The organism is Fuerstiella sp. (assembly GCA_022447225.1).
Taxonomy (GTDB): Bacteria; Planctomycetota; Planctomycetia; order Planctomycetales; family Planctomycetaceae; genus S139-18.
This window is the reverse complement of record JAKVAZ010000001.1, coordinates 60,648-86,766: the sequence shown is the minus strand read 5'-3', so window position 1 is coordinate 86,766 and position 26,119 is coordinate 60,648. Positions and strand designations below refer to the sequence as shown.

Below are 26,119 nucleotides of genomic sequence, written 5' to 3'. Positions count from 1 at the left end.
CGAAATCTGTTTCGGCTGAGCCGCTGTGGCCAAACGCACAGAAGTCGGGTCCGGCCGAACTGTCCGAACTGTCCGAATTGTGCACGATCTCTCGGCCAGACTCCGGCCGCGCACAATGGTTGAGCCGGCAGTGCCTGATGTTACTTTTAACGTTGTTCACGCTGCCTGCAGCAGACGTCAAAGCAATTCCCCCGCATGCCATTGTTGAATCATGCAGTGTGGTGGTGAAACTGTTTGGTGCCGGAGCCGGGAATCTGGATTCATATGGATCCGGAATATTGATATCAGACAGTGGTCATGTGGTGACCGTCTGGAATCACCTGGTGAATACCGGATACCTGACGGCCGTTACGTCGGATGGCCGTCGATATCAGCTGGATGTGGTGGGCACCAGCGCGGCTCACGACCTGGCTGTTCTCAAGCTGGTTACTCACGGAGACCAAAGATTTCAATTTGTTGATCGGGCGGCTGAAGTGAGACCGGAGGTCGGCAGTGAAGTGCGGGCATTCAGCAACATGTTCCATGTTGCTGCCGGAAATGAACGTGTGTCTGTGGTGCACGGGATTATTGCCGCTGACGCAGTACTGACCGCTGGGTTTGGTCGCTGGAAGCTGCCAATTCGTTCAAGGGTTCTGATTCTGGATGCTATCACCAACAATTCCGGGGCCGCGGGAGGCCTGCTGACCGACATCCGCGGAACGGCCATTGGCATGCTCGGACGGGAACTTCGACACGACGATTCAGGGACTTGGGTCAATTATGCTGTCCCCTTTGCATTGCTTAACCCGGTCATCGATACGATCCTGTCGGGAGGATCACTGCAACAGGAAACCGAAGAACGGGTGATTGCACCGCTGTCAGATCGACAGCTCACTTCGAATTGGGGTCTGACGCTGCTGCCCGATGTTCTGGAAGAAACACCGGCGTACATCGATCGAGTTATCTCCGAATCGGTGTCGGCCAAAGCCGGATTTCGTCGAGGTGACCTGGTGGTGCTGGTCGATGACGAAGTGATTCAGACGAGCAGCCAGTTGAAAACCTGTCTGGCCAAAATCCGCAGCGGGCTGCGAATCAATATCATTGTCAATCGCGATGGTGCACTGGAATCAATTCAGACGCGGGTTCCATAGTCACTGAACTGGAAGCACATTTTTCCCCGCGCAAAAATGAAAAAGACTCACGGTTGTAAGCGACTGTCAGCTCCATGCAGTTCCTGCCCGCTGATTTATTCCGCTTTCAAACCATTGAATGGTTCCGCCGGTGCAGGGCCGGGTTGTGGTCTCAGCTGATGCACCGGAGTGGCATAAACAACCGGACACACGACTGAGAACAGGAGATTCACGTGTTTGTTCACGGGAAACAAAAATTTGGTTTCGGCTTACCAGGTCGATTTCAACTGCAGCACGATTTGTGCGGCTGCCTGCAGGGCGCTTTCGATCTGCCAGTTCGACAGATCCCGGTCTCCCGCCTGATTCGAAATCCCCCGCACGATGTCCAGTGGTGCCTGCGTCAACCGGCATGCCAGAGCGACACCAAATCCTTCCATGTCTTCGGCTACTGCCTGCGGAAATCGCCGACTTCGAATGGCCGCATCCTTTCGGTTGGCTGATGCGGCGGCTACAGACAGCAGCTGCGGCGGCGGAACGGTCTCGTCCGATACTACTGATCCTGCGATGGCAATCGTATCCGCTACGGTGACGGCTTCGGGCCGATCCTGCGTCGCAGGAAGATCCAGATGATTCCATCCCATGTTACCGGCCGTCTGATGCCGGTCACCGCTGCCGGCTCCGATTCCAAAGCACGCCACTTCAGCGAACGTTGTCGCACTTCCCACAGGCAGCCGGTCCGAAAACGTTCCCGCCAGCCCCACCAGAATCACTCGCTCCGGATGCACGTCGCCGATCAGCTGCATGGTTCGAGCGGCCGCAGCCACCAGACCAAAACCACACAGTTCCACCCGGTCGCCGGTGTCTGCCGCGGTTTTCAAAAGCGGCTGCAGAACATCACGTTCGGTTTGTGTGGGAATAAGAATTAATGTGCGGGTCATGGAATTCCCGAAAGCAGACGGATTTCCGGGTCACGACAGCCGGACAATGCGCCTCAGCAGCCACTCAAATGTTAACAGGGCAATCATGGTATACATCAGCCATGAACGGTCCCACAATGTTGTCAGCTGTTCGTCGATCACCGCTCGTTCACTTCGATCGGGTAACAGATCGGCCAGTTGTTCACCGCATTCTTCCAGTGTCAGATAACGACCACCGGTCTCCCGGACTAGGTTTTTCAGTAAATCGACATTCTGCTCGGAACGTTCACTTTCCAGATTGGACAGGGTGACTTCAAGGTTGGTCTGCAGCACATCAGCCGAGTCGGGGACCGGCACGGTGACACGATAGCTGCCTGGACGCAGTGGCCGGAAAACGGCCGAAAACTGTCCTGTCCCCTGAACATGACTTCGTAACCGGTCAGGAACCGAAGCCGGACGACCATCCGCATCAATGATGCTCACCGGCACGGTTTCGGTCTGCAGAGGTTCCATTCGCGGGTCATACAGTCGAGCCTGAATTGTGATCGGCTGACCTGGACTGGAGGCTGTGCGGTCCACCAGTAACAGGCCCCGCGGGTTTCCCCGCTGCCGACTTCCCTGTCCGGCCTCACGAATCAAACTTGTCCAGAACCGCTGGTGTCCTTCCGGTGAGATCGATCGCAGACGCCACGTTTCTGCTGAGCCCACAAAAAAGGTTCGGCCGGCTCCGTAGAACTGAGTCGCCAGAAAGGGCGGATCTCCGTCCTGAGTTCTTGCCCGCGGATTGGCGTAACGTGCCAGCACGACGGCTCCGTCGCGCACACTGCGGACAGGGTAGGACCGATAAATGCCGGAAAAGGTTTCCCACAAATCCGTCGACGTCTGACCGGCGGCATCTGAAATTTTCAAAAACTCACTGGCCCGTCCTTCCGGTGTGAGTACCACCGGTGATGCGGTATCGGCACGCTGACTGATCCGCAGATCCGCCAGCAAACGGTTCAGCACCACCGGATAAAGCACACTCACATCCCGCAGTTTGTCGGCTTCCAGAGCCAGTTGAGGCGTATGCAGTTCTCCGGCAACCGCGATTAAGCCTCCGGCATCACGATGGACCCAGCGGTTCAAAAACTGTCTTTGTTCTGCAGACAACCGATTCCAGTCGGCATCGAATGCCACGATGACGTTGTATTTGGCCAGATCAGCCGCGCTGACCGGAAACCCGGTCAGCAGCTTTCTGGATTCCTGAGACACCATGCCCACGTTGTCATCGGTTACCGTTTGCAGCCAGACGTCCGAATCTATGCCTGTATGCCGGTACAAGGTATTTCTGACAAACCGGTACTCTCGCATCGGTCCGCTGGAAATCACCAGAACATTCATCCGGCGATCGGTGACTTCCACACGACAGTGTCGCTGATTGTCTTCAACCGTCAGCTCACGTACCGATGTGTCATTCAATACGACTTTTGCCACAAATTCGTAGTGTCCCGGGACGCTGATCTGGCGGGAGAACCGCACGGGGACCGGAAGACCGTCGGCATTCAGTGCGAACGGCCGGTCTTCCACATGGCGACGGTCGCTGCCGTCGCCGTCTGCTGACTGTTCATACAGTTCAACGGTTCCCGATGCCGGTTGCGCCCGGTTACCCTGAACAATCACGGTCAGATCAAACGGATCGCCGCGATGCACGTCGGCAGGCGCCTGCACTCCGGCCACCCAGATGTTTGTCTGAGGTTTCGGACTGCCCACGCCGACGCTGATGATGCGGGTGTCGCTGCGCTCCGCACGCTGCCGGGCCAGTGCGGGATCCAGACCGACATTGGACTGTCCGTCCGACACCACGATGATTCCCGACAGAGTGCGTCCGGCCATCCGGCCGATCATTTCGTGCAGGGCTTCGCCCAGCCGTGTTTCCGACCCCTGAGCCGTCAGGATCCGGTTCCACGACGGAGGGTCGCTTAAGTCGTCGGTGATCTCTGCTTTGCGGTCCGGCAAATGATCAGCGAATCGGACTTCGCCGTTAACAAGACCGACCTGCGGACCTGTTAGTTCTGAATCGAACGTATAAACAGATACGGCATGCGTGTCACTGAGCTGCTGCAGCATGTCCGAGTCCACCAGAGTCTGCTGCACGGCCGCCAAACGACTGTGGTTATCGTCAGGATCAGCTTCCGCCAGACGTTGTTCTGCTGTCTGCGCGGCCGAAACCGAAGACGGATAGTCCATGGACAGAGACGTATCGACCAGCACCCCCACACGGGACTGTTCGGTGCGCGACGTTTGAGTACGGCGACTGGGATTGACCAGAATCACGACCAGCAGAGCCAGAACGACGAGTCGTGGAATCAGCAGTGCAATCCGCCAGCCGCGTCTGAGAAACCGGGAATCCTTCAGTGATGTCCGTACGGTCAGACCGGACAGAACAATCAAACCGGCAATCAACCCCAGCATTCCGGCAGCCGACTGAGGCAGACTGAATTCGATTGTCTGAAAGGACTCTGTTGCGGTCTGAGCAACAGTGATCACCGGCAGCCGCCCTGTCATGTTTTCACCTCCGGGTGAAAACTCAGTCGCAGGGCCAGCAGCTGTTCAGAAGTCAGCACCACACACAGCAGGCCAAGCAGAAGCCACCGCAGTTCACGCCCGGTATCGGCCGTGCTGAGTGCTCCGGCCGTGTCACCGTCCAGGACCTGAACGTGTTCCAGTTCCGGATGCTGTTCCAGCTGCCCGGCGTCTGCCGGATTCAGCCGACTCTCTGTTGTGGGGACATTTTGAGCAACCCACGTTTCAGCAGGATCACCGTCCTGAGTGAACCGCCGGAGCCGGTACAGTCCCGGACGATCGGCCGACTGAATTGTCAGTGCCAGAACGTCTTCTGTGTGTTCGCCGGATTCAGGATTCTGCGGCAGAGGATCGGCCTGCAGTCGTACAAAGCCGTCGTCTTGTGTGCGTTCGGACGGTTCATCGAGGTCGTCCGGTTCAGGAACGAATAATTCCACGGTTTCCGTGAACTGACGAACGGGCCATTCGAACTGCAACGGCGAGCCGATTTCCCGGTCCAGCACGGTCAGGTCCGGGCGCTGCAGATACTGATGCATTTGCAAATGCATCACCACATAACCCGGAGACGCAGGCGGCACGGGCCAGTTACTCCAGCGGCGTCCTGCCGTTGTCAAAAAGGTGAGAATGTTTCCCTCACCAAGACGGTGAGCAAAAATGATCGGATCGCCGGACGTCAGTCGAGCCAGAATCGTTACTCCGGGTCGAGGTTCCCAGTCAGCCGCCACCCGAAACCATTTGCGAAACAGGGTGAGTGCCGGGAACGGACTGTCGGCCGTATTGAACACTTCAAAAATGGGGTGCTCTTCAAAAACGGGCGTTTCAAACGCCGGTTCGGCGGCCAGGTCGTCTGACAGATCGATCTCCTGGATGACACCCAGAGTCACCGGAAACAGTTCCCGTTCTTTGTGCTGCAATGATGTGTTGTACCAGTCTGTGTTTGCCTGATCGTCCGGAAACCACACCAGACCTCCGCCGCTGGTGACATATTCTGTCAGCCGCTGCACAGCGTCAGCCGGCAACTCGCGAATATTCATCAGATACACGCAGTCATAGGACCGCAGCGGAACGGACGTCAAAACCTCCGACGTGGTTCTTTCCGCCACAATCCCGGTCAACTGCGGATCCGGGCTGAGCGCCGCAGACACAAATCCGGCGTCTTCCTGCCGCCCCTGATCATCCACCAGCAGCACGCGGCGTTCCGGTGCCACATGAACGGCCGTGTGGCGGCGGTTGTCTTCGTTCAGTGTGTCGTCTTCCAGCCGGAATTCCACATGATGCCGGCCTGGTGTATCAAATGACAGATCGTGAGAGACCACCTGTTCCGATTCGGGTTCGATGTCGGGGATCTGCACGCGACCCGGCAATTCACGACCGTCCACCAGGACGGTTGCCCGCAGTCCGCTGGCTCGTTGCTGATGATAGTTCCGAATGGTCGCCGCCATTCGCCAGGGGATTCCCACGGCCGTTGCTTCACTGCTGCCGGTTAACCGCACAACCGTTAGATTGCTTCTTACCTGGTCTGTGACCCGAACAATATTCACGGCCGCGTCAATCACTCCCAGTGCGTTCAGGGCTGCGACGACTTCCGGACGATCATTCCAGTCGCTGCGGCGAAAATCGGTCACAACGTGAACCACAGGAGCGACTCCGCCGTCGGCGGACAGATGATCGGCCGCGGCCTGCAGGCCGGCCACGGGTGATGCGGCCTTCCAGGAACAGGTGGCACTGCGGATCCTGGGCATCAGTTCCTGCAGCAGGGCCGCATCCAGCGTTCGTGCTGTGACCAGAGGACGATCGGGTGCTGTCAGTGTCAGCACGGTGATTCGAATTGCTTGCGGCCGGTAGCTGCCGGCCGACAACATACGCTCCAGGACTGTCACAGCACCCGTATAAACGGCGTCCTGCCCGTCGTGATCCCGCATCGACAGCGTGTCGTCCAGAATGAGGACATGATGAGCCGTTACACCGCGCATCAGCAGCATCGCGGACGGATCGAGTATCAACCGGGCCAGCAGTAACACAATCAGAGCCACTGCCAGTACTCTCAGCAACAACAGCAGCAGTTGTTCGATGATCAGCCGCCGCCGGTTTTTCTCATCGCTTTGCAGCAGGAATTCCATTGCGGCAAAGCGTATCCGGCGATACCGCAGGCGACTGAGCAGATGAATGATGATCGGTCCCGCCAGCAGCGCAGCCCCCGGCAGTACCAGGGCAGGGTTCAAAAAATATTGCGCCAGCCACGACATCAGATTGGTTTTCGGTGTTCAGTTTGGAGTGTTCAGCTGCAGGAGCCTGTGGTCTTCGGTTACGAAAACCGGACCGATGGTCGTCATTTCACCTTCATCCCGATTCGAAAATTCAGAAACCGTGATAATGCGGCGTCGAGGTGTTCGCTGGTGCGGACCAGTTTGTAATCAATCACACTCGACGCACAGCGGCGGCGAACAGATTCCAGAAACTGTTCCATCGCCTTCAGATATCCGTTGCGCAGCGCGGCCGGGTCACATGTCAGCCGGCCGCCCGCTTCCAGTCCTTCAAACCGAAGTGTCCCCGAATAGTCAAAATCGAGTTCCTGATCGTCCATCACATGCAGGATCAGAACTTCGTGTTTCCGTTGTCGCAACAGCTGCAGGCCTCGAAACAGGGCATCGCGATCGCACAACAGATCTGAGATCAACACCACAATACTGCGGTGCTTCATCGATTCTGCTGCGGCGCGAAGTACGCGTGTGATGTCCGTGGCACCTGTGGCTCGTTCAGCAGACAGACCGGTCAGTACGGTCTGCAGGTGGTTGTGACGACTGCTGGCAGGAATTACGGAGCGGATTTCTGTATCAAACAGTCCGGCGCCCACAGAATCATTTTGCCTCAAAACCAACAGGGCCAGAGCAGCGGCCACCGTGCGGCCGTAGTCAAATTTGGTCAGTGGTCCTGCTCCAAAATCCATCGACTCGGAACCGTCAACCAGCAGGACCACGCGAACATTGGTGTCTTCTTCGTACTGTTTGATGTAGTAGCGATCGGATCGGGACCAGACTTTCCAGTCAATACGTCGCGCATCATCACCGGCAACGTATTCGCGATGCTGTACGAATTCCGTCGACTGACCGAAATAGGGACTGCGATGCAGTCCGGCAACGAACCCTTCCACCACATGGCGGGCCCGCAATTCGAGACGCGATATTTTCGCGATCTCCTCAGGCCGCAAATATCTTTCCAAGTCGTGGGTCACTCGTAAGTTCGCTTTCCTTTGACGGAGTTTCCTGAATCAATCGTTCGATAACGCGATCTGAGGTGACGCCTTCACTTTCTGCTGTGAAGTTGGGTGTGATCCGGTGCCGCATCACGGGTGCGGCCAGGGCGTCGATGTCTTCGGTCGATACGTGAGAACGTCCCTGCAGCAGCGCACGGGATTTGGCACCCAGCAGCAGATTTTGCACGGCCCGAGGTCCCGCGCCCCAGCTGAGCCATTCCTCCACCCAGGTCGGTGCTCCGTCTTCTGTCACCCGGGTTTGTCTCACAATGGCCAGGGCGTAGTTGATCACATGATCCGAAATCGGGACCTGTCGGACCACCTCCTGGATGTGCAGCACCTGTTCGGTGCTCAACACCGGATCGATTTCTGCGGAGTGATCCGAAGTCGTTTGTCGGGCAATCTGACGTTCCTCTTCGAAGGACGGATACTTCACGTAAACCTTGAACATGAAGCGGTCCTGCTGAGCTTCCGGCAAAGAATAAGTGCCTTCCTGTTCGATGGGATTCTGAGTCGCCAGCACGAAGAACGGATTACTCAGCCGATGAATTGTCTGACCGACAGTGACCTGGCGTTCCTGCATGGCTTCCAGCAGAGCCGCCTGAGTTTTGGGAGGCGTACGGTTGATTTCGTCCGCCAGTACCACGTTGTGAAACAGCGGGCCCTGGATGAATCGAAATTCACGAGCTCCGGTTTCCCGATTCTCCTGCAGCACATCCGTGCCGGTGATGTCCGCCGGCATCAGGTCGGGTGTAAACTGCACTCGTGAAAAGGACATCGAAAGACAACGTGACAATGTGCTGATCATCAGAGTCTTGGCCAGTCCGGGAGCTCCCTCCAGCAGACAATGACCCCGGCTGAACAGCGCGATCAGCAGCTGATCGATCACGTCATCCTGTCCCACAATCACGCGACGGATTTGTTCTTTGAGGTCCGTGTACGCGCGGTGAAGCAGATCAATGGACTGTGTCGAAATCTCAGTGTTAGCTTCAGGCATACGGGCATTCCGACGTAGAGACGGGTTCTGCGGTACTCATGCACCGACCGGAAAAAATGTTCGGGTGTGGAACCGGGTGTGGAAACAGTCAGTTGAGCGGATCATAACAAACAGAGTTGGGAAAGGCAGGTTGTGAAAAAATGTTCAATCAAAGCCGTTCGGCAGCCGCGCCAGTAATTCATCGGCCACGTCCGGATATTCATGACTCAGATCGTGCACGTTCCAGACATCGTATGGTTTGCCGTATAAGGCCGTTTTCTCGCCCGATTCTGCAGACTGCCGGCGGACAAACAAAAAGTCTTCCGTTCGCAGGGCACTGCTGTCACCGATGACCAGATGGATCTCACGCGGGGGCAGTTCACCCGAATCGCAGCCTTCCGAATTCAGGTCAAACCACGGCACGGCTGACGGTTCGTCCGCCGATGCCTGCAGATTCGACAACATCGTCTGCAAAACGTCAAAACTGCCGGTCGGATCACACACCCGCCGACAGGTGTCCTGTCCATCACGGATCCATAACGGCACCCGGATGTCACCTTCCCACAGCAATGACTCAAACCGACCGCAGTCAGCCGTTTCGCCGCCAACGGCAGTGACCATCAGTGTGTCTCCAGGACAGGTGGAGACCGCCGTCCTGGCCGCATCAAGACAGGCGGCAATCCATTCCTGTTCGTTTTCCCGGGTTGAAACCACCAGATGAATCCACTCCACCGCCGGCTGTTGTGCGTCAACACGGAATGGTGACATCAACGAGGAGACCTGAGGGCAATCCACATCAGTCCTCACCGTCAGATTCATCCAGTCAGGAAAATCCAAAGCAGCAGATTCAGCGGGTGCCGCCACGATGACCTGGATTCCGCGATCAGCCGCCGCGGCCTGCAGGTTTGTCTGCTGGGTTGCTGTTCCCAGCACATCCAGCGGACGATCGACTGATGTGCGCTGCAGGAGGTGACAGTCGAACGTGGTGGTCACTGTCGACAAAGAATCCACCGCGGATCGCATCAGAGCAGTCGAGGCGTGGTCTTCACGCAACAGTGATAAGCGGTCGAATGTGAAGAGCCGAATCACGTTGATTACTCCGGCAGCGCTGTACGAATGTGGACCAGTTCCGGAGTAAAAGCGGCTGCCAGTCGTTCCAGGGTTTCACGGTCGGAGGTCCGGCATTCCTGCAGATAAGGTCGCAGATGCTGCCATGCTGCGGTGATATGGTCGCACTCTTCGTGAATCTGAGTCCGGTCGCGTCGCCGGGCAATCCGTTGTTCCAGTTCGTGACAGTGCACAACCAGCTCGCGGGTTTCGCGGATTCGTTGATTGTCGCTGACTCCGGCCGTTCTGTGCCATCGTTGAACGGCCTGACGCATGCCGTCGGCGATTGTTTCCAGAGCGGAAGCCCGCTGCAGCATCCGGGCATGATCCCAGGCCACAGTCACTCCGACTGTCTGCTGCAGTGCCGTGAGTTGTCCGCGGATTTCTTCAAGGTGAAGTTGAACCTGAGGGTTTCGCATAGAATCCAGATAATAAGCCAACAGGTTCCAAGCTTCATCCATGAACACCCACACTTCGCCAATCTCTTCACGCGTCTCACTGTATTTCACCACCTCGGTCAGACGCTGCAATGCGCCGTAAGCCGTGTCTGTTGCGTCGAGGATTTTGTCACTGTCCGGCAGGCTCATCAGATCGGCCAGAGTGATCTGTTGGAATAATTCCGACACCGTGGATTCAAGATCAGCAGCAAGATGTCGTACCAGTCGTCTGTCGAATCCATATTCCAGACGCAGTAAACCATGAATTGTTTGATGGGCTGCGTCCACGCGCTGCACGATGCGAGTGATCGCACGATGGCGGTATCGATCAAGATCTGATTCCACAACAACCCAGTCGTGATGCAGTCGTCGGTACTCCTGAACCACGAAGTCCGGACGCCGGCTGTCAGTCACCAGATTCGCAAAATGATCGGCCTGAAGCCGCAGTCCCTGTAACTGTCGCATCAAACGCGTGCGAGTGGCCGAGACAGGAACCGTATAATGTAGTTCTTCGCGCAGATGACGCAGTTCTGCTGACAGTAAGTCGGATGTCCGAACGAGCTGACGATTGTCAAACTGCTGCTGGATTTCAAGTAATGCACAGTACTGTGAATCGAGTTGTTCCAGGCGATCGAGCACCGCCTGTGTCTGTGGACTCACACCACGCTGATTGCGCAGTTGATATGACAGTGTCAGCCATTGTGAATTCATCTGTCGACAGGGATCAATCAGCTCGGCAGGGTCTGTGGCCGCAGCAGTCTCCCGGCGAACGGCCGCCGCCGTTGCTTCGAACTGAATCGCTGCCGGCAGATGATGACGAACGTGATAGTCTCGTCCGGCATCCGTATTCAGTACAGCAGATAACGCGCTGGCTTCCTGTGCACAGGTGGCTGTGATTGTTCTGAGCTGCTGAAGCTTCTGGCGCTGTCCGGGCTGCAGCTCGGCAGGACGGAACGGATCACGTCCGCTGCGTCTTCGCTGGTCTTTCTCCAGTGTCGATTCGATCAGCGCCCGCAACAGTCCTTTGGCCAGATCTTCACCGCTTTGAGCGTACACATGAGTGGTGCCGAAGATCCACGTTAAGACGATCAGCAGCGCCGTGACCACAGAACGAACGAATGAACGCCTGAATCGATTCGTCATCATAATGTTCCGATGAAAGTTGGTTGAGCCGTGGCAATTCTTGGCGCGCCGGCTGCAAATGACCAGCGATCCACGGCATCATTCGTACCCGGTGGGCCGGAACACAAATTTACTGTCTGTGCAAACGACCCTGATTCGGTTCACTTCCGGCGATGGATTCAGCTGTTGAGGATTCCGATTACCGTTCCTGATTGACAGAATGAACGACAGGAAACCTGTTGCCGACATCCGTCCGTACAAATCGGAGATGAACCCATACAAACGACGGTGCCTGGCATTGCTGTTTGTCCGTCTTTAATCTGTGGTTCTGAGGCAAGCCATTCATGTGCCCGCAGCCTGGTTTTGAAATGGGCACAAAGTGGCCATACTAAGACGGATCGTGTCGACACCTGTTCGGTAACCAAACATGAAACCATTAAAACAACCGCCGGCTGTTTATCGTCTGCTGTTTTTGGTCTGTCTTTTATCCCACGTTCCGGTTTCTGCCCAGGAATCACCGGTTGATCCTGGGAATGCGGAACGACAGCTCACCATACAGCTCACGGATGCCCGCACAGGTTCACCGCTTTCCGGGATTGTACGTATCACTCGTCAGGATACCGGCCAGCCGGTGGAGCCGTCGGAACTGATTCCACGGAAGATTGGATGGCAGACAATACAGGCGGGAACGGAAGTGACCGTCCCTGCGGCAAAACTGCGAATCGAAGCGCTGCGGGGGATTGAGACAGAACTCAGTGTTGCCGAGGTGGAAACCACAGAAAATCGGCCACACAAAGTCACTCTGAAACTGCGTCGGTTCTACAACGCCAGGCAGCAGGGCTGGCGAAACGGAAATACCCATCTGCACCTGATGGACCGCACTCGGGTTGCCGCGGAACGATACCTGCGGGAAGTTCCGGAAGCAGACGCACTGGAACTGGTGTATTTGTCGCATCTGCGTCGTATTCCGGATGAAGCCACTTACATTTCCAACGAAATTGTTGAACAGCATCTGTCGGACAAAGTCCTTGATCAGCTGTCACACAAAGATGTGATCCTTCGACCGGGAGAAGAACATCGGCACAACTTTGGCGTGGGTGGTGAGGGCTTTGGACACGTGATGCTGCTGGATATTGTGAAACTGATTCGTCCGGTGAGTATTGGTCCCGGGATCATGCGCAGCGGGACAGACGGAATTCCCTTAAAGCCTGGAATTCAGGAAGCTCGCCGGGACGGAGCCACGATCATCTGGTGCCACAACGAATTTGGTTTCGAAGATGTTCCCAGCTGGCTCGGCGGCCGCCTGGATGCTCAGAACATTTTCGATGGTGGCATTCGCAGCAGCTATGATGCGTCTTTTTACCGTTACCTGAATCTGGGGATGAGAATTCCGTTCTCAACCGGGACGGACTGGTTCATTGATGATTTCTCCCGGGTCTATGTCCCGCTCAGCGGGAAGCTCACCAGCCAGGCCTGGCTCAGGCAGCTTGAGGCCGGCCGGTCGTTTATCACCAACGGTCCGTTGCTGGAGTTCACCGTCGACGGACATGCGATCGGTGACATCATTAACCTGTCGGAGCCCCGGGAAGTGGATGTGACGGCCCGCATCGTCGGCCGTCTTGATTTTGGCCGTCTGGAAATCGTCCGCAACGGTGAGGTCATTGACAGTTCAGCCACAACGCAGGTCGATGGCCATTTTGAAGCCAGGCTGAACAGCCGGATTCTGATTGATCAACCCGGCTGGCTGGCTGTCCGCACTCCCGTGCCCGGACCGGAAAACGAATTCGGCAGACCGATCTATGCTCACACCAGCCCGGTGTATCTGGATGTTGACGGTCAACGACCGTTTCTGCCGGAAGTCGCCCTGGGCCTGCTGCAGGAAATGGAAGAGAGTCTTCAGCAGATTCGTGTCCAGGCGGTGTTTGCCAACGATTCGGAAACGGATCAGGTGATGCAGGTGTACCGAGACGGGATTCGCATTCTGAAAAAAAGAATTGAGGACCACGGCAATTGAATTATCGCTTTGGACTCACCGCCAACTCACGCGGCAAACCGTTGCCACGAATGTTGATCATGGGAATCCTTTCCGTCTGGGGATGCAGCAGTCAGCTGCCGGCACTCGCAGTCGCGGCACCCGCTGAAACAGGCCTTCGGCTGTCATGGGAGCAAAAAAATAACAACGGATACGTCGTTATCGACGGAGACCACTTACCTGGCAGAATCAAGGTGTGGTACATCGAGCTGTATATGCGTCCGGGGTCCCATGCGAGTTATCCGGATGGCGTCATTCGGCACACAACCAGGCCTGTTCAGGCGGATGCTCAAAACCAGTGGCTGAAACTGCGCTGTGACCTGGACGACGGAGTTGTCGTCGAACACAAAATTACGGTCGACGGTGACGTGGTCCGATTTGATGTCACTGCCTCGAATCGTACGTCGAATCCTTCAGACGTGGCGTGGGGGGCACCATGTATCATTGTTGATGAATTCACGGGCAGCGACAAATTTTCCTATCTGCCGCAGTGTTTTGTTTTCCTGGATAACGAATTGGCGCGGCTGCCCGTTGAACCGTGGGCGACGGAGGCTGTTGAGACGCCCGGCCAGGTCTGGTGTCCTGCTCATGTTGATCGTCGTGATGTTGAGCCTCACCCCCTGAGCGAACTGGTTGTCAGCAACGGACTGATCGGATGTTTTTCAAAGGACGAAAATCTGATTCTGGCAACAGCCTGGCAGCCATGGCAGAATCTGTTTCAGGGCATCATCGCCTGTCTGCATTCGGATTTCCGAATCAACGGCCTTCAGCCTGGTGAAACAAAAAAAATCCGCGGCGCGATCTATGTGACCACGGATAAGATTCCGCAACTGCTTCGCCGTTATGAACATGATTTTCCTGAACACTTCGGTCCCGCACGGCTGTGAAATCTGTGACCCGTTCGACAACACTCTTTGATGCCTGCCTGAACAATGCAACTTTCTCACGCACATCAAGACCGTCGGACCCGGAGTGTGTTTCTGCTGACGGTGTGCCTGATTTGCTGTGGTGCCGTGTGGCCGATGTCACAGCTGTCTGCCGATGATCCTGATCCTCCTCCGCAGATCCTGCGGCTGTATTGCCTGGACTGTCACGGAAATGAAGAAGCTGCCGCGGGCATCAACCTGCAGCAGATGACATCCCGTGTGTCGTATGCCGGCGACTTTCAGGAATGGCAGAAAGTGGCGGATCAGCTGCAGGCGGGATCCATGCCGCCCAGGGATGCAGAACAACCGGATCCCGCAGTCCGACTGCGGCTGCTGAATGGGATTCGCAGCAGGTTGCGGGAGGCAATTCAGAAACACAAAGGAGATCCTGGCAAAGTCGTCATCCGTCGTCTGACGAGTGCCGAATACGGTTATACGATTCGCGATCTGACCGGACTGGACCTGGACATCCAGCGTGATTTTGTCAGCGATGCGGTGGGTGGCGCGGGTTTCACCAATACGGGCATCGCCCAGTTCATTCAGGACTCAACACTGGAACGTTACCTGGAAGCCGCCAATCAGGTTGCTCTGCATCTGGTCATCGGAGCCGGCCCGCTCACGTTTCATCAGGATCCGGGACAGACGGGTTTTGAATTGTCTGCCATCACCCGAATTCAGGACATTTATCGGTCTTGTGGTTTTCGGTCGGCTGCCGGTGAGGGTGGAGAGCCGTTTGGCCTGGATAAGTATCCCCGGGCGTTTTACGCCGCGTGGATGATGCAGCATCGCGGGCAGTTTGGTAACAGCCCTCTGACGCCGGATTCGATTGCAGCGGACGTCGGTATCGAACGGCGGTTTGTTGAGCACATCTATGAGGTCATGACGCAGCAGACACCCACATTTCCAACATCGGAAATCGTTCGGTCCTGGTCTCAGCTGCCGATTCCGAACGGTCGCAGCCAACAGCAGATGAAGTCTGTTCGCAAACAGTGTGATCAGATTGCAGCCGTTATGCATGACTGGCAGAACCGTTTCGGTGCAAATCCGGATGCCAAGGAAGAAGCTCCCGTGCTGCGGGCGGATCAGTTCGATGTGCAGCGGACGCTGGCGTTCACGATGAATGTGAACTGGTCTCAAAAAACGCATACCGCTCAGCTTGTTCTGTCCGTTGATTCGGCCGTTCCTGACAGAAATCCGGACGCCGTGATTATCTGGAGAAAGCCGGAGGTGCTGTTCTATTTTGACGACAGACCGCTGAAGGATCCGCAGCCTTTGCACGGACTGGTCACTGCCGACTCGGCAACCCGCCTCAATTTCGGCACCCATCCCGGCGGAGGAAATGCTGGTCCGGAGGACTTCGTCACCGTCGGTACCAGTCCGCTGCGATTCGAGATGCAGATTCCCGCCGGTGCCGGACTTGCCATCCTGGAGGTGACAGCTGAACTGGATGTGGATCACGGGGAGGACTGTATCGTTCGCTGTACGCTGGCTCAGCTGGAAAAAACGGATCAGGGAATGTCGGTATCCGGGATGTTGGCAAATCCGGAGCAGTCCTCCTTTGCGGACTGGAAGTCCGGTGTGCTTGATTTCGCCCGACAGTTGCCTCAGGTGTCCCAGTATGAGCCGGCTCCTTCCGATCGTGATCCGATTCCTGCGCCTGTTGAATCGTCGTACAACAATCCCGAACGGAACCACTACCACACTCGAATCAAGTACCATCGCGACGACCGGTTTCTGGTGGAAAAAATGTTGGACGACGCCACGCGTATCCGCCTGGACGAGGCCTGGACAGATTTATTGGGGTCATTTGAGTTTCATGATGCGTGGTTACTGTTCCTCGCCGACAAGTTTCAGGTGGACCTGGACAGACGTCTGACAGCAGATCTGGACAACGCCGGAATTTCCAAATTCCCGCCGGACGTGCAGCCGTTTGTGCGGCAGCTGCGACACAGTCAGGATTCGATTCAGCAGGCATTCCATCTGGCTCAGGATCAGCACAGACACGACGTTGCTGAATTTGCGAGTCGGGCCTGGCGCCGTCCGCTGTCAGACGCAGAAAAAAATCGACTGAGCGATTTTTATGTGTCACTGCGAGCCGATTCACTCGACCATCGGTCTGCCGTTCGCGCTCTTATCTCACGCATCCTGGTTTCTCCTGACTTTCTGTATCGAGCCGAACGTGTGAGCGAACAGAATCCGTCCGATGCAGCCAGTCAACCGCTGCCACTGACGGATCATGAAATCGCCGGTCGACTGAGTTATTTCCTGTGGTCGTCTCTGCCGGATACCGAATTACGGCGGGCGGCTGATGCCGGGGAACTCAGGCACCCGCAGTATCTTGTGCAGCAGTCGCGGCGGATGCTCAGGGACCCGAGGGCAAAGAGATTTGCAGCTGAATTCTTCGGACAGTGGTTTGGCTTTTATCGTTTTGACGGGTATCGCGGGATTGACCCCGATCGGTTCCCTGAGTTTTCGCAGCGTCTGAAGTCCTCAATGTATGGCGAAGCGATTGCTTTCTTTGACCATATCATTCGCAATGACCTTCCACTGAACGAAATCCTGTTCGCTGATTACTCGTTTCTGAACGCAGAACTTGCGGCTCATTACGGACTGGAAGCAGAATGGCAATCGGCATGCGGCGGCAGTCAAAAGGCATTTTCACAGGCTGGCCCTGTGAACACTTCCGAGCCAAAGCCGAAGGCCTCGAATGCCGGGTTACAGGCAGTTCCGGCCGGTCCGGTTGAACAGGAGGACGACTTTCAGAAAGTGGTGGGATTGACAGAGCATCATCGAGGCGGCCTGCTGCGACTGGGAGCCGTGCTGACGGCCACTTCCGCGCCCATGCGAACAAGTCCTGTGAAACGTGGAGACTGGATCCTGCGTCGTACACTGGGAACGCCCGTTCCTCCGCCTCCTGCCGATGCCGGGTCGATTCCTGCCGACGATGTTCTGGCCGACGGTCTGTCGGTGCGACAGCGTCTGGAGGCACATCGTTCTGACACTTCGTGTGCCAACTGTCATTCTCGCATCGATGCCCTGGGATTTGCTCTGGAAAAGTATGACCCGCTTGGCAGGTGGCGGGAAACGTATCGTGACGGGACTCCGATCGATACGTCCGGTGAGCTGCGTGACGGGACCCGCATTGCCGGTGATCAGGAACTTCACGATTATCTGAAACAGCAACGACCGTCATTCCATCAGACACTCAGCACCAAACTGCTCAGCTATGCGCTCGGCCGACAGGAAGCAATTGGAGATTTACCGTTGCTGGACGAAATGACAGAGCATCTGAGTCAGGACGGCGGAATCACGGGGCTAGTAAAAAGGATCGTTCTCAGCCGCCAGTTTCGGTATCATGGACGGGTTGGTTCTGCTTCCGTGGAACGCTCATCAGAATGACAAACCACATGTCGGCGACTGAATCCACTCACTGGTCATCGGGCCTGTCTCGACGTCCGTTTCTCCGCAGCGCCGGGTTGAGTCTTGGTTTGCCGTGGCTGCCTTCGCTGACTCTTCGTGCGGAATCCGGCAAGCAGGCGAGCCGTGATTCGTCGGGGCCTCCGCGACGTTTTGCCTGCATCTATTTTTCCAACGGTGTCGAACCGATTCACTGGTGGGCAACAGGACACGGTCAGGAGATGAAACTGGGACCGGGTCTGCAACCGCTCATGCCGCACCGCGAAAACATCACCGTGATTGACGGGTTGTTCAATGCCCAGTCGGTCAGGAACTCCAGCGTCCATCTGGGGCGGATGCCCAATCTGTTGTCTGGTGCCTGGGTGAGTCTTGATCAGAGTGACATCCGTGTGGGGCAAACCATGGATCAGCTGATGGCGCAGCGGATTGGTCATCAAACGGCCATTCCCGGTCTGGTGTTGGGGATCGAACCCACAGAACTGCGGCTGGAAGACGGTTTGTCAATGATTTACGGTTCCTGCATTTCCTGGGGATCTGCAACCCGGCCGGCTACCAAAGAGATTTATCCGTCCCGGGTGTTCGATTTGATCGTGGGTCATGGTGGCGATCGTCAGCTTGACCGCAGCATTCTGGATCAGGTGCTGGAGGACGCACGGTCACTGCAACCTCGGATTTCACCGACGGACCGTGTCAAACTTGATGAGTATCTGGAATCAATCCGCGACATCGAAAAACGAATCGATCGGGCTGCCGATGACGGGCGGCTTGAAGGCTGGAATCCGGCGCTCACCCGTCCGGACATGACTCGTCCGGCAGACGCACTCCCCCAGGACGTGCCGGAGCACATGAAGCTCATGCTGGATCTGATTGTGCTGGCGTTCCGCATGGATCGTACCCGGATCGCCACATGTATGCTGAATAATGATCTGTCGCAGATGAACTTTGGATTTCTGGATGGGGTACAGGGCAGTCTGCACCTGGATCTGACACACAACGGCCGTGATCCACAGCTTGAGGCGATGTATTTGAAAACCAATCAGTTTCACGTGCGGCAGTTCGCGTATTTGCTTGAGCGTCTTCAGGCGGTCGACGAAGGCGGCCAGTCACTTCTGGACAGCTCATTACTGCTGTTGTGTTCGAATCTGTTTGACGGTGACAAACATCAGGCCGACCGGATGCCAATGGTACTGGCTGGTGGCGGCGGCGGGTCGCTGAACCCCGGTCGTGTACTGGACCTGCTTGACCGGCCCGAAGACGAACGTCGCGCATGTAGCCTGTACCTGTCACTCCTGGACAGGATGGGGGTCACTCTGCCTGAATTCGGAGATAGTGACCGGCGTCTTGATGATCTTTGATCTGTGCGGCAGCCGTGGACCGACTCTGTTCCAGGCAGGGGAACGGCAGGACGGCCAATGAGTGAGCTGTAACCACCGGAAGCGCTGCTGTTACTATGGACTGTTACTGTGCACAACTACTGCTGAATATCGGGCTGTTACGACTGAATACACTGAACGCACAGTGCAACATGCACTGATCTACACAGTGCAACCCATTCAACAGGTCTGTGACCAAACCAGGCCTACTCGCCGGGTTGACCGAGTTCCGACAGATAGTTGAGTGTTTCGTCCAGTGAGACTACGTCCGCAAATCGGGCCTGGATGTCGTGCAGAGTAAATTCGTGACAGACGGCTGAGCGATCACCCACACACTCACGAACGATTATCGGACGAAATCGATAGCTCTTGGCATCCGTGGCGGTGGCACGGATGCAGGCACTGGTGCTGCATCCGGTAATCAGCACTGTATCAACCTGATGCTGGATCAAATACGCTGCCAAGTGAGTTCCAAAAAAGGCGCTGGCGTTTTCTTTTTCAAGGACGAGGTCTTCAGGCTGAGGCATTACTCTTTCGTCGATCTGACAGGCCCGCTTATCCCATGATCGAAAATCGGGCGAAACATCTGCCGCCGATTTGAACGGATGATCACCGCCCTGGTTCCGATACGGCGAGGTGGTGTAAATGACGGGCAGTTTTTCGCGTCGCCCGGCATCAAGCAGCCGCCGTGTTTGCTCAACGGGTCCGTCAAGTCTTGCGCTGCCGCCTGCATACGCGTCATCTGTCCAGCCATAGGCGAAATCAACCACAACGATTGCCGGCTTTGATCCGAACTCAAATCGATCCTGAAAGATGCCTCTCTGATCGTAGTATTCGTCAACAGACTGCAGTGCTTCGCCCAGCAGTCGCAGGGCGTCTTCATCGGTGTTCATCATCTCAGGCTGTTTACTTCTGAAGGTTGACTGAAATATTCAGGGACCGCCAATAGCAGAGACCTCAGCCGCAATCCTCTGAGTATCCGCGTGCGTCCCGGCGGGAGGATATTTGTGCGGCACAAGCGACCAGATTTCGGTAAAGGAGGCCGACTCGCCAGGCGCCAGTTTTTCACGCGGACCGATGGGTTCCAGCTCACACATTTCTGCATCGGGATACCAGATGGAAATCGTCAGCCCGGCCACTTCGTTGTAGACGCGATCCGGAAACGTGGCAAACTGCTTGACGAACATCACGTCATTTTTCATCAGATAAGCAAACCACCCGGCATAGCTGTCCATTCCAAGCTTCGGAAACCGTGGTGCGGAAGTAATCTCCAGGAATCCGTCGCGTACGTTGATGTGAGGATCCTCGGGACGAAAGTTAATCGCCGGTCCTGGTCCATACATCACATATCCATGAGGAAATCGGCTGGGCCGGGTGAGCGGGATCACGCAGATTCCTCCACCGAGAGCAAACGTTCGGCTCCAGTGACAATACTCTGTTGTTTCGTTCGAGACATTCCTGATTGTCTGTGTGCACGTCAGTCGCGATGAATCTTCTGCCAGTTCAAAATCACGGATCAGCTGTACACCGGTTGGCTGATCTTTGACACTCGTCAGACGCGCCGACCTGTGGCCGGTGACCTTACCTGACCAGCGACCCGCCCACAGCCGGGGGTGTGCTGCAATCGTCTGCTCAGGGCCGATGTCAAAGCGGCCGGCGGTCATTGAGCCCTGCTGACCACCGGGTTTCAGGGTCCAGCCCTCGTCACCGGGAGGCAGATACAGCACAGCCTTTCCGTTGACTGAATACTGCAATACTCGTCCACCAGCGGCCGGACAAAGCACCGCCATCGTTGTCTGATTCTCCAGAAGGATGCAATCGTCATACCCGTAGTAACGGACAACTTTGGCACCAGGCTCCAGCGACTGAGCCACAGGGGACACAATCTGACAACTCACGGTTACCAACAGAATGATCCAAAGTGTCATTGGCTTCATCGGTTGAGTCCCTTTCAGTATTCTGGCCGACTTACCAGGAAGACGGTCCCCTGGTTCTTCAACATGGTCGCCATTATGCAAAAGGCTTCAATTCTGTAAATCGTCTGACCGTTGCAGCAAATCCTGCTTCCAATACGGCCACCCGGCAATTGCGGGAACCGTCTTGAGGATTCACGAACGTGTGGAAAGTGCAGGATGGCTTTGGGCTCACTGGTTCGGCAAATTGAAACACACCAGCAGCCGTCTGGTTCGTGTCCAGTCATTGCCACCTAAGTCCCCATGAAACCATTAAGTCAATCAGACACTTTCCACGAATTTCCTGCTCAGTCAAAAATCAACATGACCGCCCTTAGAACAGCTCCGCAATGAAAGGAAAGCGATTTTTGCACCAGCGCATGATTCTGTGCGGATATTACTGATCGTCTTTCTTCCATTAATTAGCCTGACTTTGCGCATCTCATCAATTCTGAGTGAGCCCTGTTGATTCCTGACAGAGCTTCACCAACACCGCGTTAACAGGTCAAAGTATTGGAAGGTTTGACGACCGATACACAACACCGGTAACTGTTTGCGCCCGCCTGGTTCCGGCAATTGTTGCCGGAATTTATATTTCAACGCTGACGGTCACATCACGTGTCGATGCGAATGTCCCAACACAAGCATGAAATATAAACAGGCACTCTTGAAGGCTGTACACGCAATACGCGTCAGGGAGGTTTCGATGTTGAATCAATCATGGAAGACAGTTCTTGCGAGTGCTGTCATCATTGGAGGGTGCTGTTTTTCTGCGCCTTCATATGCCGGCGGACTTTTCTCCGGTTCAGGTAATCTGCTGACCGATCAGCTGGCAAAACTGAGCTGCTGCGGTGAATCGGCATGCGGTGACGAATCGTCGTGCTCTCTTTCCGAATGCGGTGAAGGTTGCTGCACGACCGGTGCCGGCGGGATCACATTCGGTGGCTGGACCCAGGTGGGCTATCACAATGGCGAGGACGGTGTGTTTAACGATGAATCAGGCAACATCAACCTGCATCAGGGGTGGCTCTACGCCGAAAGAGTGGCTGACGGTCGAAATGGTCTTGATTTTGGTTTCCGCGCCGACGTCATGTACGGTATCGATGCAGACGACACGGATTCAGATGGTAACAATCCCGGCAACTGGGATTACAGAAACGGATTCGACCACGGCCCGTACGGATTTGCGCTTCCTCAGCTGTACGTTGAAATGGCCAGTGGCGACTTAAGCGTCAAGGCTGGTCACTTCTTTTCGATCATGGGTTATGAACGGGTGACTTCTCCGGACAACTTCTTCTACAGTCGTTCCAAGTCTCTGGACTGGATTGAACCCCGAACTCATACGGGTGCCCTGGGTACCTATGCCGTGTCTTGTGACACCAATGTTTATGCCGGGTGGACCCTGGGCTGGGATACCGGCTTTGATCAGCGTGAAGGCGGCAGTAACTTCCTTGGTGGTTTCAGTACGGCTGTAACGGATAATGCGACGTTCACCTACGTCACAACAGCCGGCGACATGGGCCGTGAGGGAGAAGGCTACGGTCACATGCTGTTGCTGGATATTGCTGTAACATGCAAACTGAACTATGTGATTCAGAGCGACTTCCAGGATATGGAAGAATCGGATGGTGACATTGACAATGACGTGGCAATCACTCAGTACCTGTTCTACGACGTGAACGATACCTTCTCCGTGGGTGGTCGCTTTGAATGGATTGACGACGATGGCGCAAGTCAGTTCCAAACGACTCTGGGCGTGAATGTCAGGCCCACAGACAACATCGTGATTCGTCCTGAAGTTCGGTTTCAACCCGATACCAATGTTGATGGAAGGGACGATGCGGTGTTCGGTGTCGATGCCATTCTGGTCTTCTGACAATGTGCCTTGGAGCATAGTTGGGTCAGGAGTTTAAAACTGAAAACGCCCGTCTGCCTGTAACGGCAGGCGGGCGTTTTTGTAATGTGTTTCAACGAGGCCATCCCAAAATCGTTAACTGGCCAGCACGTTGGCTCTTTCTTTCGTGGGTGGTCTTCGGCTTGTATATAAGCATCCTGCTTCTCGTCCTGCGGACTTCGCAGGGGGTATTACGGTCTGCCGTCAGGCCGGGAGTCTGGCCACACGGAATGGTGTCTGCGAAACGAAGCGCGGTGATTGATGCCCGTTGTGTTGCGCAAACACTCACGTCTCGGGAAGCTGCCTCGCACAATCGGGTGTGGGACTGGAATGTGCCCGGTTAATGAACCATCATGCGGCGACTGTGGAACGAAGCCAGTCATGCGAAGTGACATTGTCTCACAGTCAGTCTGTCAACTCATTTATATCGATCCACGATTGGTCCAGTGGTGACCGAGCCGCCCGCTGCCGTTTTGCGACTTGTTGATGTCACGAAGACATATCCCGGTGTCGTCGCTGTCGATTCCGTGTCGTTCGATCTGCGGAGTGGCGAAGTCCACGCGATCGTGGGTGAAAATGGTGCTGGAAAAAGTACGCTGATCAACCTGATTTCCGGAGTCCTCCAGCCCGATTCCGGCATGGTGTTGCTGGATGATCACGAAGTCAGACTGACGAATCCTGTTGAAGCTCGCAGACGCGGCATCGTGACAGTCCATCAGGAAGCCGAGCTGTTTCCCACGCTGTCGATTGCTGAGAACAGGGGCTTGGTGCTGGGTCTGCCAACCGGACGATTCGGGCTGGTCGACTGGAAAGCCTTGCGGGACTCGTCGCAGGCTGCTGTTGACCGGATCGGCGAACCGATCGATGTCGACGCGCCGGCTGATCGACTGAGTGTCGCCCGCCGCCACATGATTCAGGTGGCCGCGGCTGTGACTCAGGAATCACGCATTGTAATACTTGACGAGCCGACAAGCGCTCTGTCCACGGCAGAATCCGAATGGCTGTTCACGCAGATCACACGACTCAAAACGGCAGGTGCCGGGATCATCTACATCTCGCATCGGCAGGACGAGATTTTTCGACTGGCCGATCGGATTTCCGTACTTCGGGACGGACAGGCCGTGTGGACCGGAGCCAAATCGGAACTGAACAGAAACCGTCTGGTGGAATTGATGGTTGGCAGAGACCAGCCAGCTGCAGCAAACCCGAATGTTGATACCGCACAGCATCAAAAGCAAAAATCGGTTGCCGCAGATCCTCCGCCGGCGCGGCTTCAGATCAAAGGACTCAGCGATGCAGACGGTCAGGTTCGTAATGTGAGTCTTACCGTGGCCGCAGGCGAAGTCTTGGGAGTGTATGGACTGGTGGGGGCCGGGCGTACAGAACTGGCACACTGTGTGTTTGGGCTGAAACCGATTGCCGCCGGTCAGGTGGAAGTCGACGGCCGCCGTCAGGCCATTCGTTCACCCGGACACGCACTGGACGCCGGGATTGCCTACCTGCCGGAAGATCGACTGAGACAGGGCATCTGTCGAGGTCTGTCTGTTCGGGCAAATTGCGTGCTGGCCGGCTTATGGCGTCGGGGATCCGGGCTGCTTGCAATCCCCGGCCCCGAACGTGCTGCAACCAATGAGATTGTGCGCCGACTGGACGTGCGGCTGAATTCGATGGAGCAGTCAATTGGCGACCTTTCGGGTGGGAATCAGCAAAAAGTCGTACTGGGACGCTGGCTGCTGAATGAGCCCCGAGTGCTGATCCTGGACGAGCCAACCCGAGGGGTCGATGTTGCCGCCAAAGTTGAAATCCACCGGCGACTCCGCAATCTGGCCCACGGCGGCTGCGCGGTACTGTTAATCAGTTCAGAGCTGCCGGAGATCATGCAAAACAGTGACCGGATTATCGTGTTTTGTGAAGGTTCGGTCTCCGGCGAATTCGATCCGCGACAGGCGTCGCCGTCCGACGTTGCCGGTGCAGCACTTCCGGCGGCAACGCAGACGTCGTCCGGAACTGATTCTGACAGTCCTGTGAGTACAACTGTCACACGATCGGCTGTTCAGACCCGCCCGTCCCGTGTCCGCTCGCTGCGTTCAGGAAATGAATTCGGACTGGCGGTGGTGACGCTTGGTCTGTGGCTTTGTCTGGCCGCCGGCAGCACCGGTTCGCAAGACATTATGTCAGGGCTCACGAATCTCGCGACATACGCTCCGCTGTGGGCACTTCTGGGACTTTCCGCCGCATGTGTGATCATCGCCGGCGGAATCGACATTTCCATTGGCTCCGTGGTTGCCCTGTCGGCGGTGTGCTGCGGCCGGGTGCTGCAGCTTGATGTCTCTGATGTCCTGCGAATCCCCCTGGCGGTGGGGGTCGGGATTCTGGTTGGTACGGCCGGAGGTCTTCTGAACGCGTCGATTTCGCTGATTGGGCGTGTGCATCCGATTGTGGTCACCCTGGGCACGATGACGGTTTACCGAGGCCTTGTCATTGTGATTTTGGGCGGCACGGCACTCACCGGACTACCCGGCAGCTTCACTCGACTTGCCGTCGATCCTGGCACCGGCTTTCGCGGCATTCTGGCAATCTCGGCTGTTGTCGTGTGTCTCACCGCAGTCTGGCTGAAGTGCTCCCCGTCGGGACGTCATTTGTACGCGTTTGGTTCTTCACCCGTCGCTTCGCGTCTGGCAGGTATCTCACAGACCCGCGTGTGGCTGACCGCGTTTGGCGTGAGTGGTGCCCTGGCCGGTCTGGCGGGAGTACTGGAATTGTCACTGAATACACAGATGCAGGCTCGTCTGGGAGCAGGATGGGAACTGCAGGCCATCGCCATTGCCGTCATCGGCGGAGTGGCCATCACCGGTGGTCGTGGTTCTGTTCCTGGGGTGGTCCTGGCCGCCATCCTGCTGAGGCTGGTCAACAGTGCGCTGGTGCGCTGGGGCGTTTCGGGACCAAAAGTTGATTTGGTGGTGGGTACACTGCTGCTTGCCGCCGTTCTGCTGGATCTGGTTTGGAGACGTCGTCGCCAATGAACACCACCATGAACAAAAG

Annotated in this window: 16 protein-coding genes; 7 read left to right on the top strand and 9 right to left on the bottom strand. The window is 56.2% G+C overall.

The window, feature by feature from the left end:
• Positions 1–137 precede the first annotated feature (137 nt).
• On the top strand, positions 138–1,130 hold the full coding sequence (locus MK110_00315) for a S1C family serine protease (protein ID MCH2209715.1): 993 nt from the start codon (positions 138–140) through the stop codon (positions 1,128–1,130).
• A gap of 248 nt (positions 1,131–1,378) precedes the next feature.
• Here the strand turns inward: MK110_00315 and mqnB are convergent, their stop codons facing one another.
• From mqnB to MK110_00280, 7 genes are all read right to left on the bottom strand, one after another.
• A complete protein-coding gene (mqnB, locus tag MK110_00310) occupies positions 1,379–2,047 on the bottom strand; it encodes a futalosine hydrolase (GenBank protein ID MCH2209714.1) in 669 nt (222 codons plus the stop codon).
• Between the two features lie 30 nt (positions 2,048–2,077).
• On the bottom strand, positions 2,078–4,570 hold the full coding sequence (locus tag MK110_00305) for a VWA domain-containing protein (protein ID MCH2209713.1): 2,493 nt from the start codon (positions 4,568–4,570) through the stop codon (positions 2,078–2,080).
• Entirely contained in the window at positions 4,567–6,834 is a 2,268-nt protein-coding gene (locus MK110_00300) for a BatA domain-containing protein (GenBank protein MCH2209712.1), read from the bottom strand. Before MK110_00300 ends, MK110_00305 begins: the two co-directional genes overlap by 4 nt.
• A gap of 83 nt (positions 6,835–6,917) precedes the next feature.
• Positions 6,918–7,820, bottom strand: coding sequence for a DUF58 domain-containing protein (locus tag MK110_00295; protein ID MCH2209711.1), 903 nt, complete (start codon positions 7,818–7,820; stop codon positions 6,918–6,920).
• The gene (locus MK110_00290) at positions 7,786–8,838 is read right to left on the bottom strand and encodes a MoxR family ATPase (protein MCH2209710.1); all 1,053 of its coding nucleotides are present in this window, start codon (positions 8,836–8,838) and stop codon (positions 7,786–7,788) included. Before MK110_00290 ends, MK110_00295 begins: the two co-directional genes overlap by 35 nt.
• Before the next feature lie 144 nt (positions 8,839–8,982).
• Positions 8,983–9,906 carry a hypothetical protein gene (locus MK110_00285; protein ID MCH2209709.1) on the bottom strand — a complete coding sequence of 308 codons (924 nt, stop codon included), beginning with the start codon at positions 9,904–9,906 and terminating at the stop codon, positions 8,983–8,985.
• Positions 9,907–9,911: 5 nt separating this feature from the next.
• Complete coding sequence (locus tag MK110_00280; GenBank protein ID MCH2209708.1) at positions 9,912–11,504, bottom strand: hypothetical protein; 1,593 nt, start codon at positions 11,502–11,504, stop codon at positions 9,912–9,914.
• Positions 11,505–11,910: 406 nt separating this feature from the next.
• Between MK110_00280 and MK110_00275 the strand changes: the two genes are divergently transcribed.
• The 4 genes from MK110_00275 (at position 11,911) to MK110_00260 (ending at position 19,213) form a co-directional block, all read left to right on the top strand.
• On the top strand, positions 11,911–13,497 hold the full coding sequence (locus MK110_00275) for a CehA/McbA family metallohydrolase (GenBank protein ID MCH2209707.1): 1,587 nt from the start codon (positions 11,911–11,913) through the stop codon (positions 13,495–13,497).
• Positions 13,494–14,402: a hypothetical protein gene (locus MK110_00270; GenBank protein ID MCH2209706.1), complete on the top strand. Its 909-nt coding sequence runs from the start codon at positions 13,494–13,496 to the stop codon at positions 14,400–14,402. Before MK110_00275 ends, MK110_00270 begins: the two co-directional genes overlap by 4 nt.
• Positions 14,403–14,537: 135 nt before the next feature.
• Entirely contained in the window at positions 14,538–17,840 is a 3,303-nt protein-coding gene (locus tag MK110_00265; protein ID MCH2209705.1) for a DUF1592 domain-containing protein, read from the top strand.
• Positions 17,837–19,213 carry a DUF1552 domain-containing protein gene (locus MK110_00260; GenBank protein ID MCH2209704.1) on the top strand — a complete coding sequence of 459 codons (1,377 nt, stop codon included), beginning with the start codon at positions 17,837–17,839 and terminating at the stop codon, positions 19,211–19,213. Before MK110_00265 ends, MK110_00260 begins: the two co-directional genes overlap by 4 nt.
• Before the next feature lie 224 nt (positions 19,214–19,437).
• Here the strand turns inward: MK110_00260 and MK110_00255 are convergent, their stop codons facing one another.
• Together MK110_00255 and MK110_00250 are read right to left on the bottom strand one after the other, a co-directional pair.
• Positions 19,438–20,124 (bottom strand): isochorismatase family protein, encoded by a 687-nt coding sequence (locus MK110_00255; protein MCH2209703.1) that lies wholly within the window; start codon positions 20,122–20,124, stop codon positions 19,438–19,440.
• A gap of 39 nt (positions 20,125–20,163) precedes the next feature.
• A complete protein-coding gene (locus tag MK110_00250) occupies positions 20,164–21,168 on the bottom strand; it encodes a DUF4380 domain-containing protein (GenBank protein MCH2209702.1) in 1,005 nt (334 codons plus the stop codon).
• Positions 21,169–21,889: 721 nt separating this feature from the next.
• On the opposite strand from MK110_00250, the gene MK110_00245 reads away from it, so the two are divergent.
• Both MK110_00245 and MK110_00240 read left to right on the top strand, forming a co-directional pair.
• The gene (locus MK110_00245) at positions 21,890–23,059 is read left to right on the top strand and encodes a porin (protein MCH2209701.1); all 1,170 of its coding nucleotides are present in this window, start codon (positions 21,890–21,892) and stop codon (positions 23,057–23,059) included.
• A gap of 467 nt (positions 23,060–23,526) precedes the next feature.
• A complete protein-coding gene (locus MK110_00240; GenBank protein ID MCH2209700.1) occupies positions 23,527–26,100 on the top strand; it encodes an ATP-binding cassette domain-containing protein in 2,574 nt (857 codons plus the stop codon).
• Positions 26,101–26,119 lie beyond the last annotated feature (19 nt).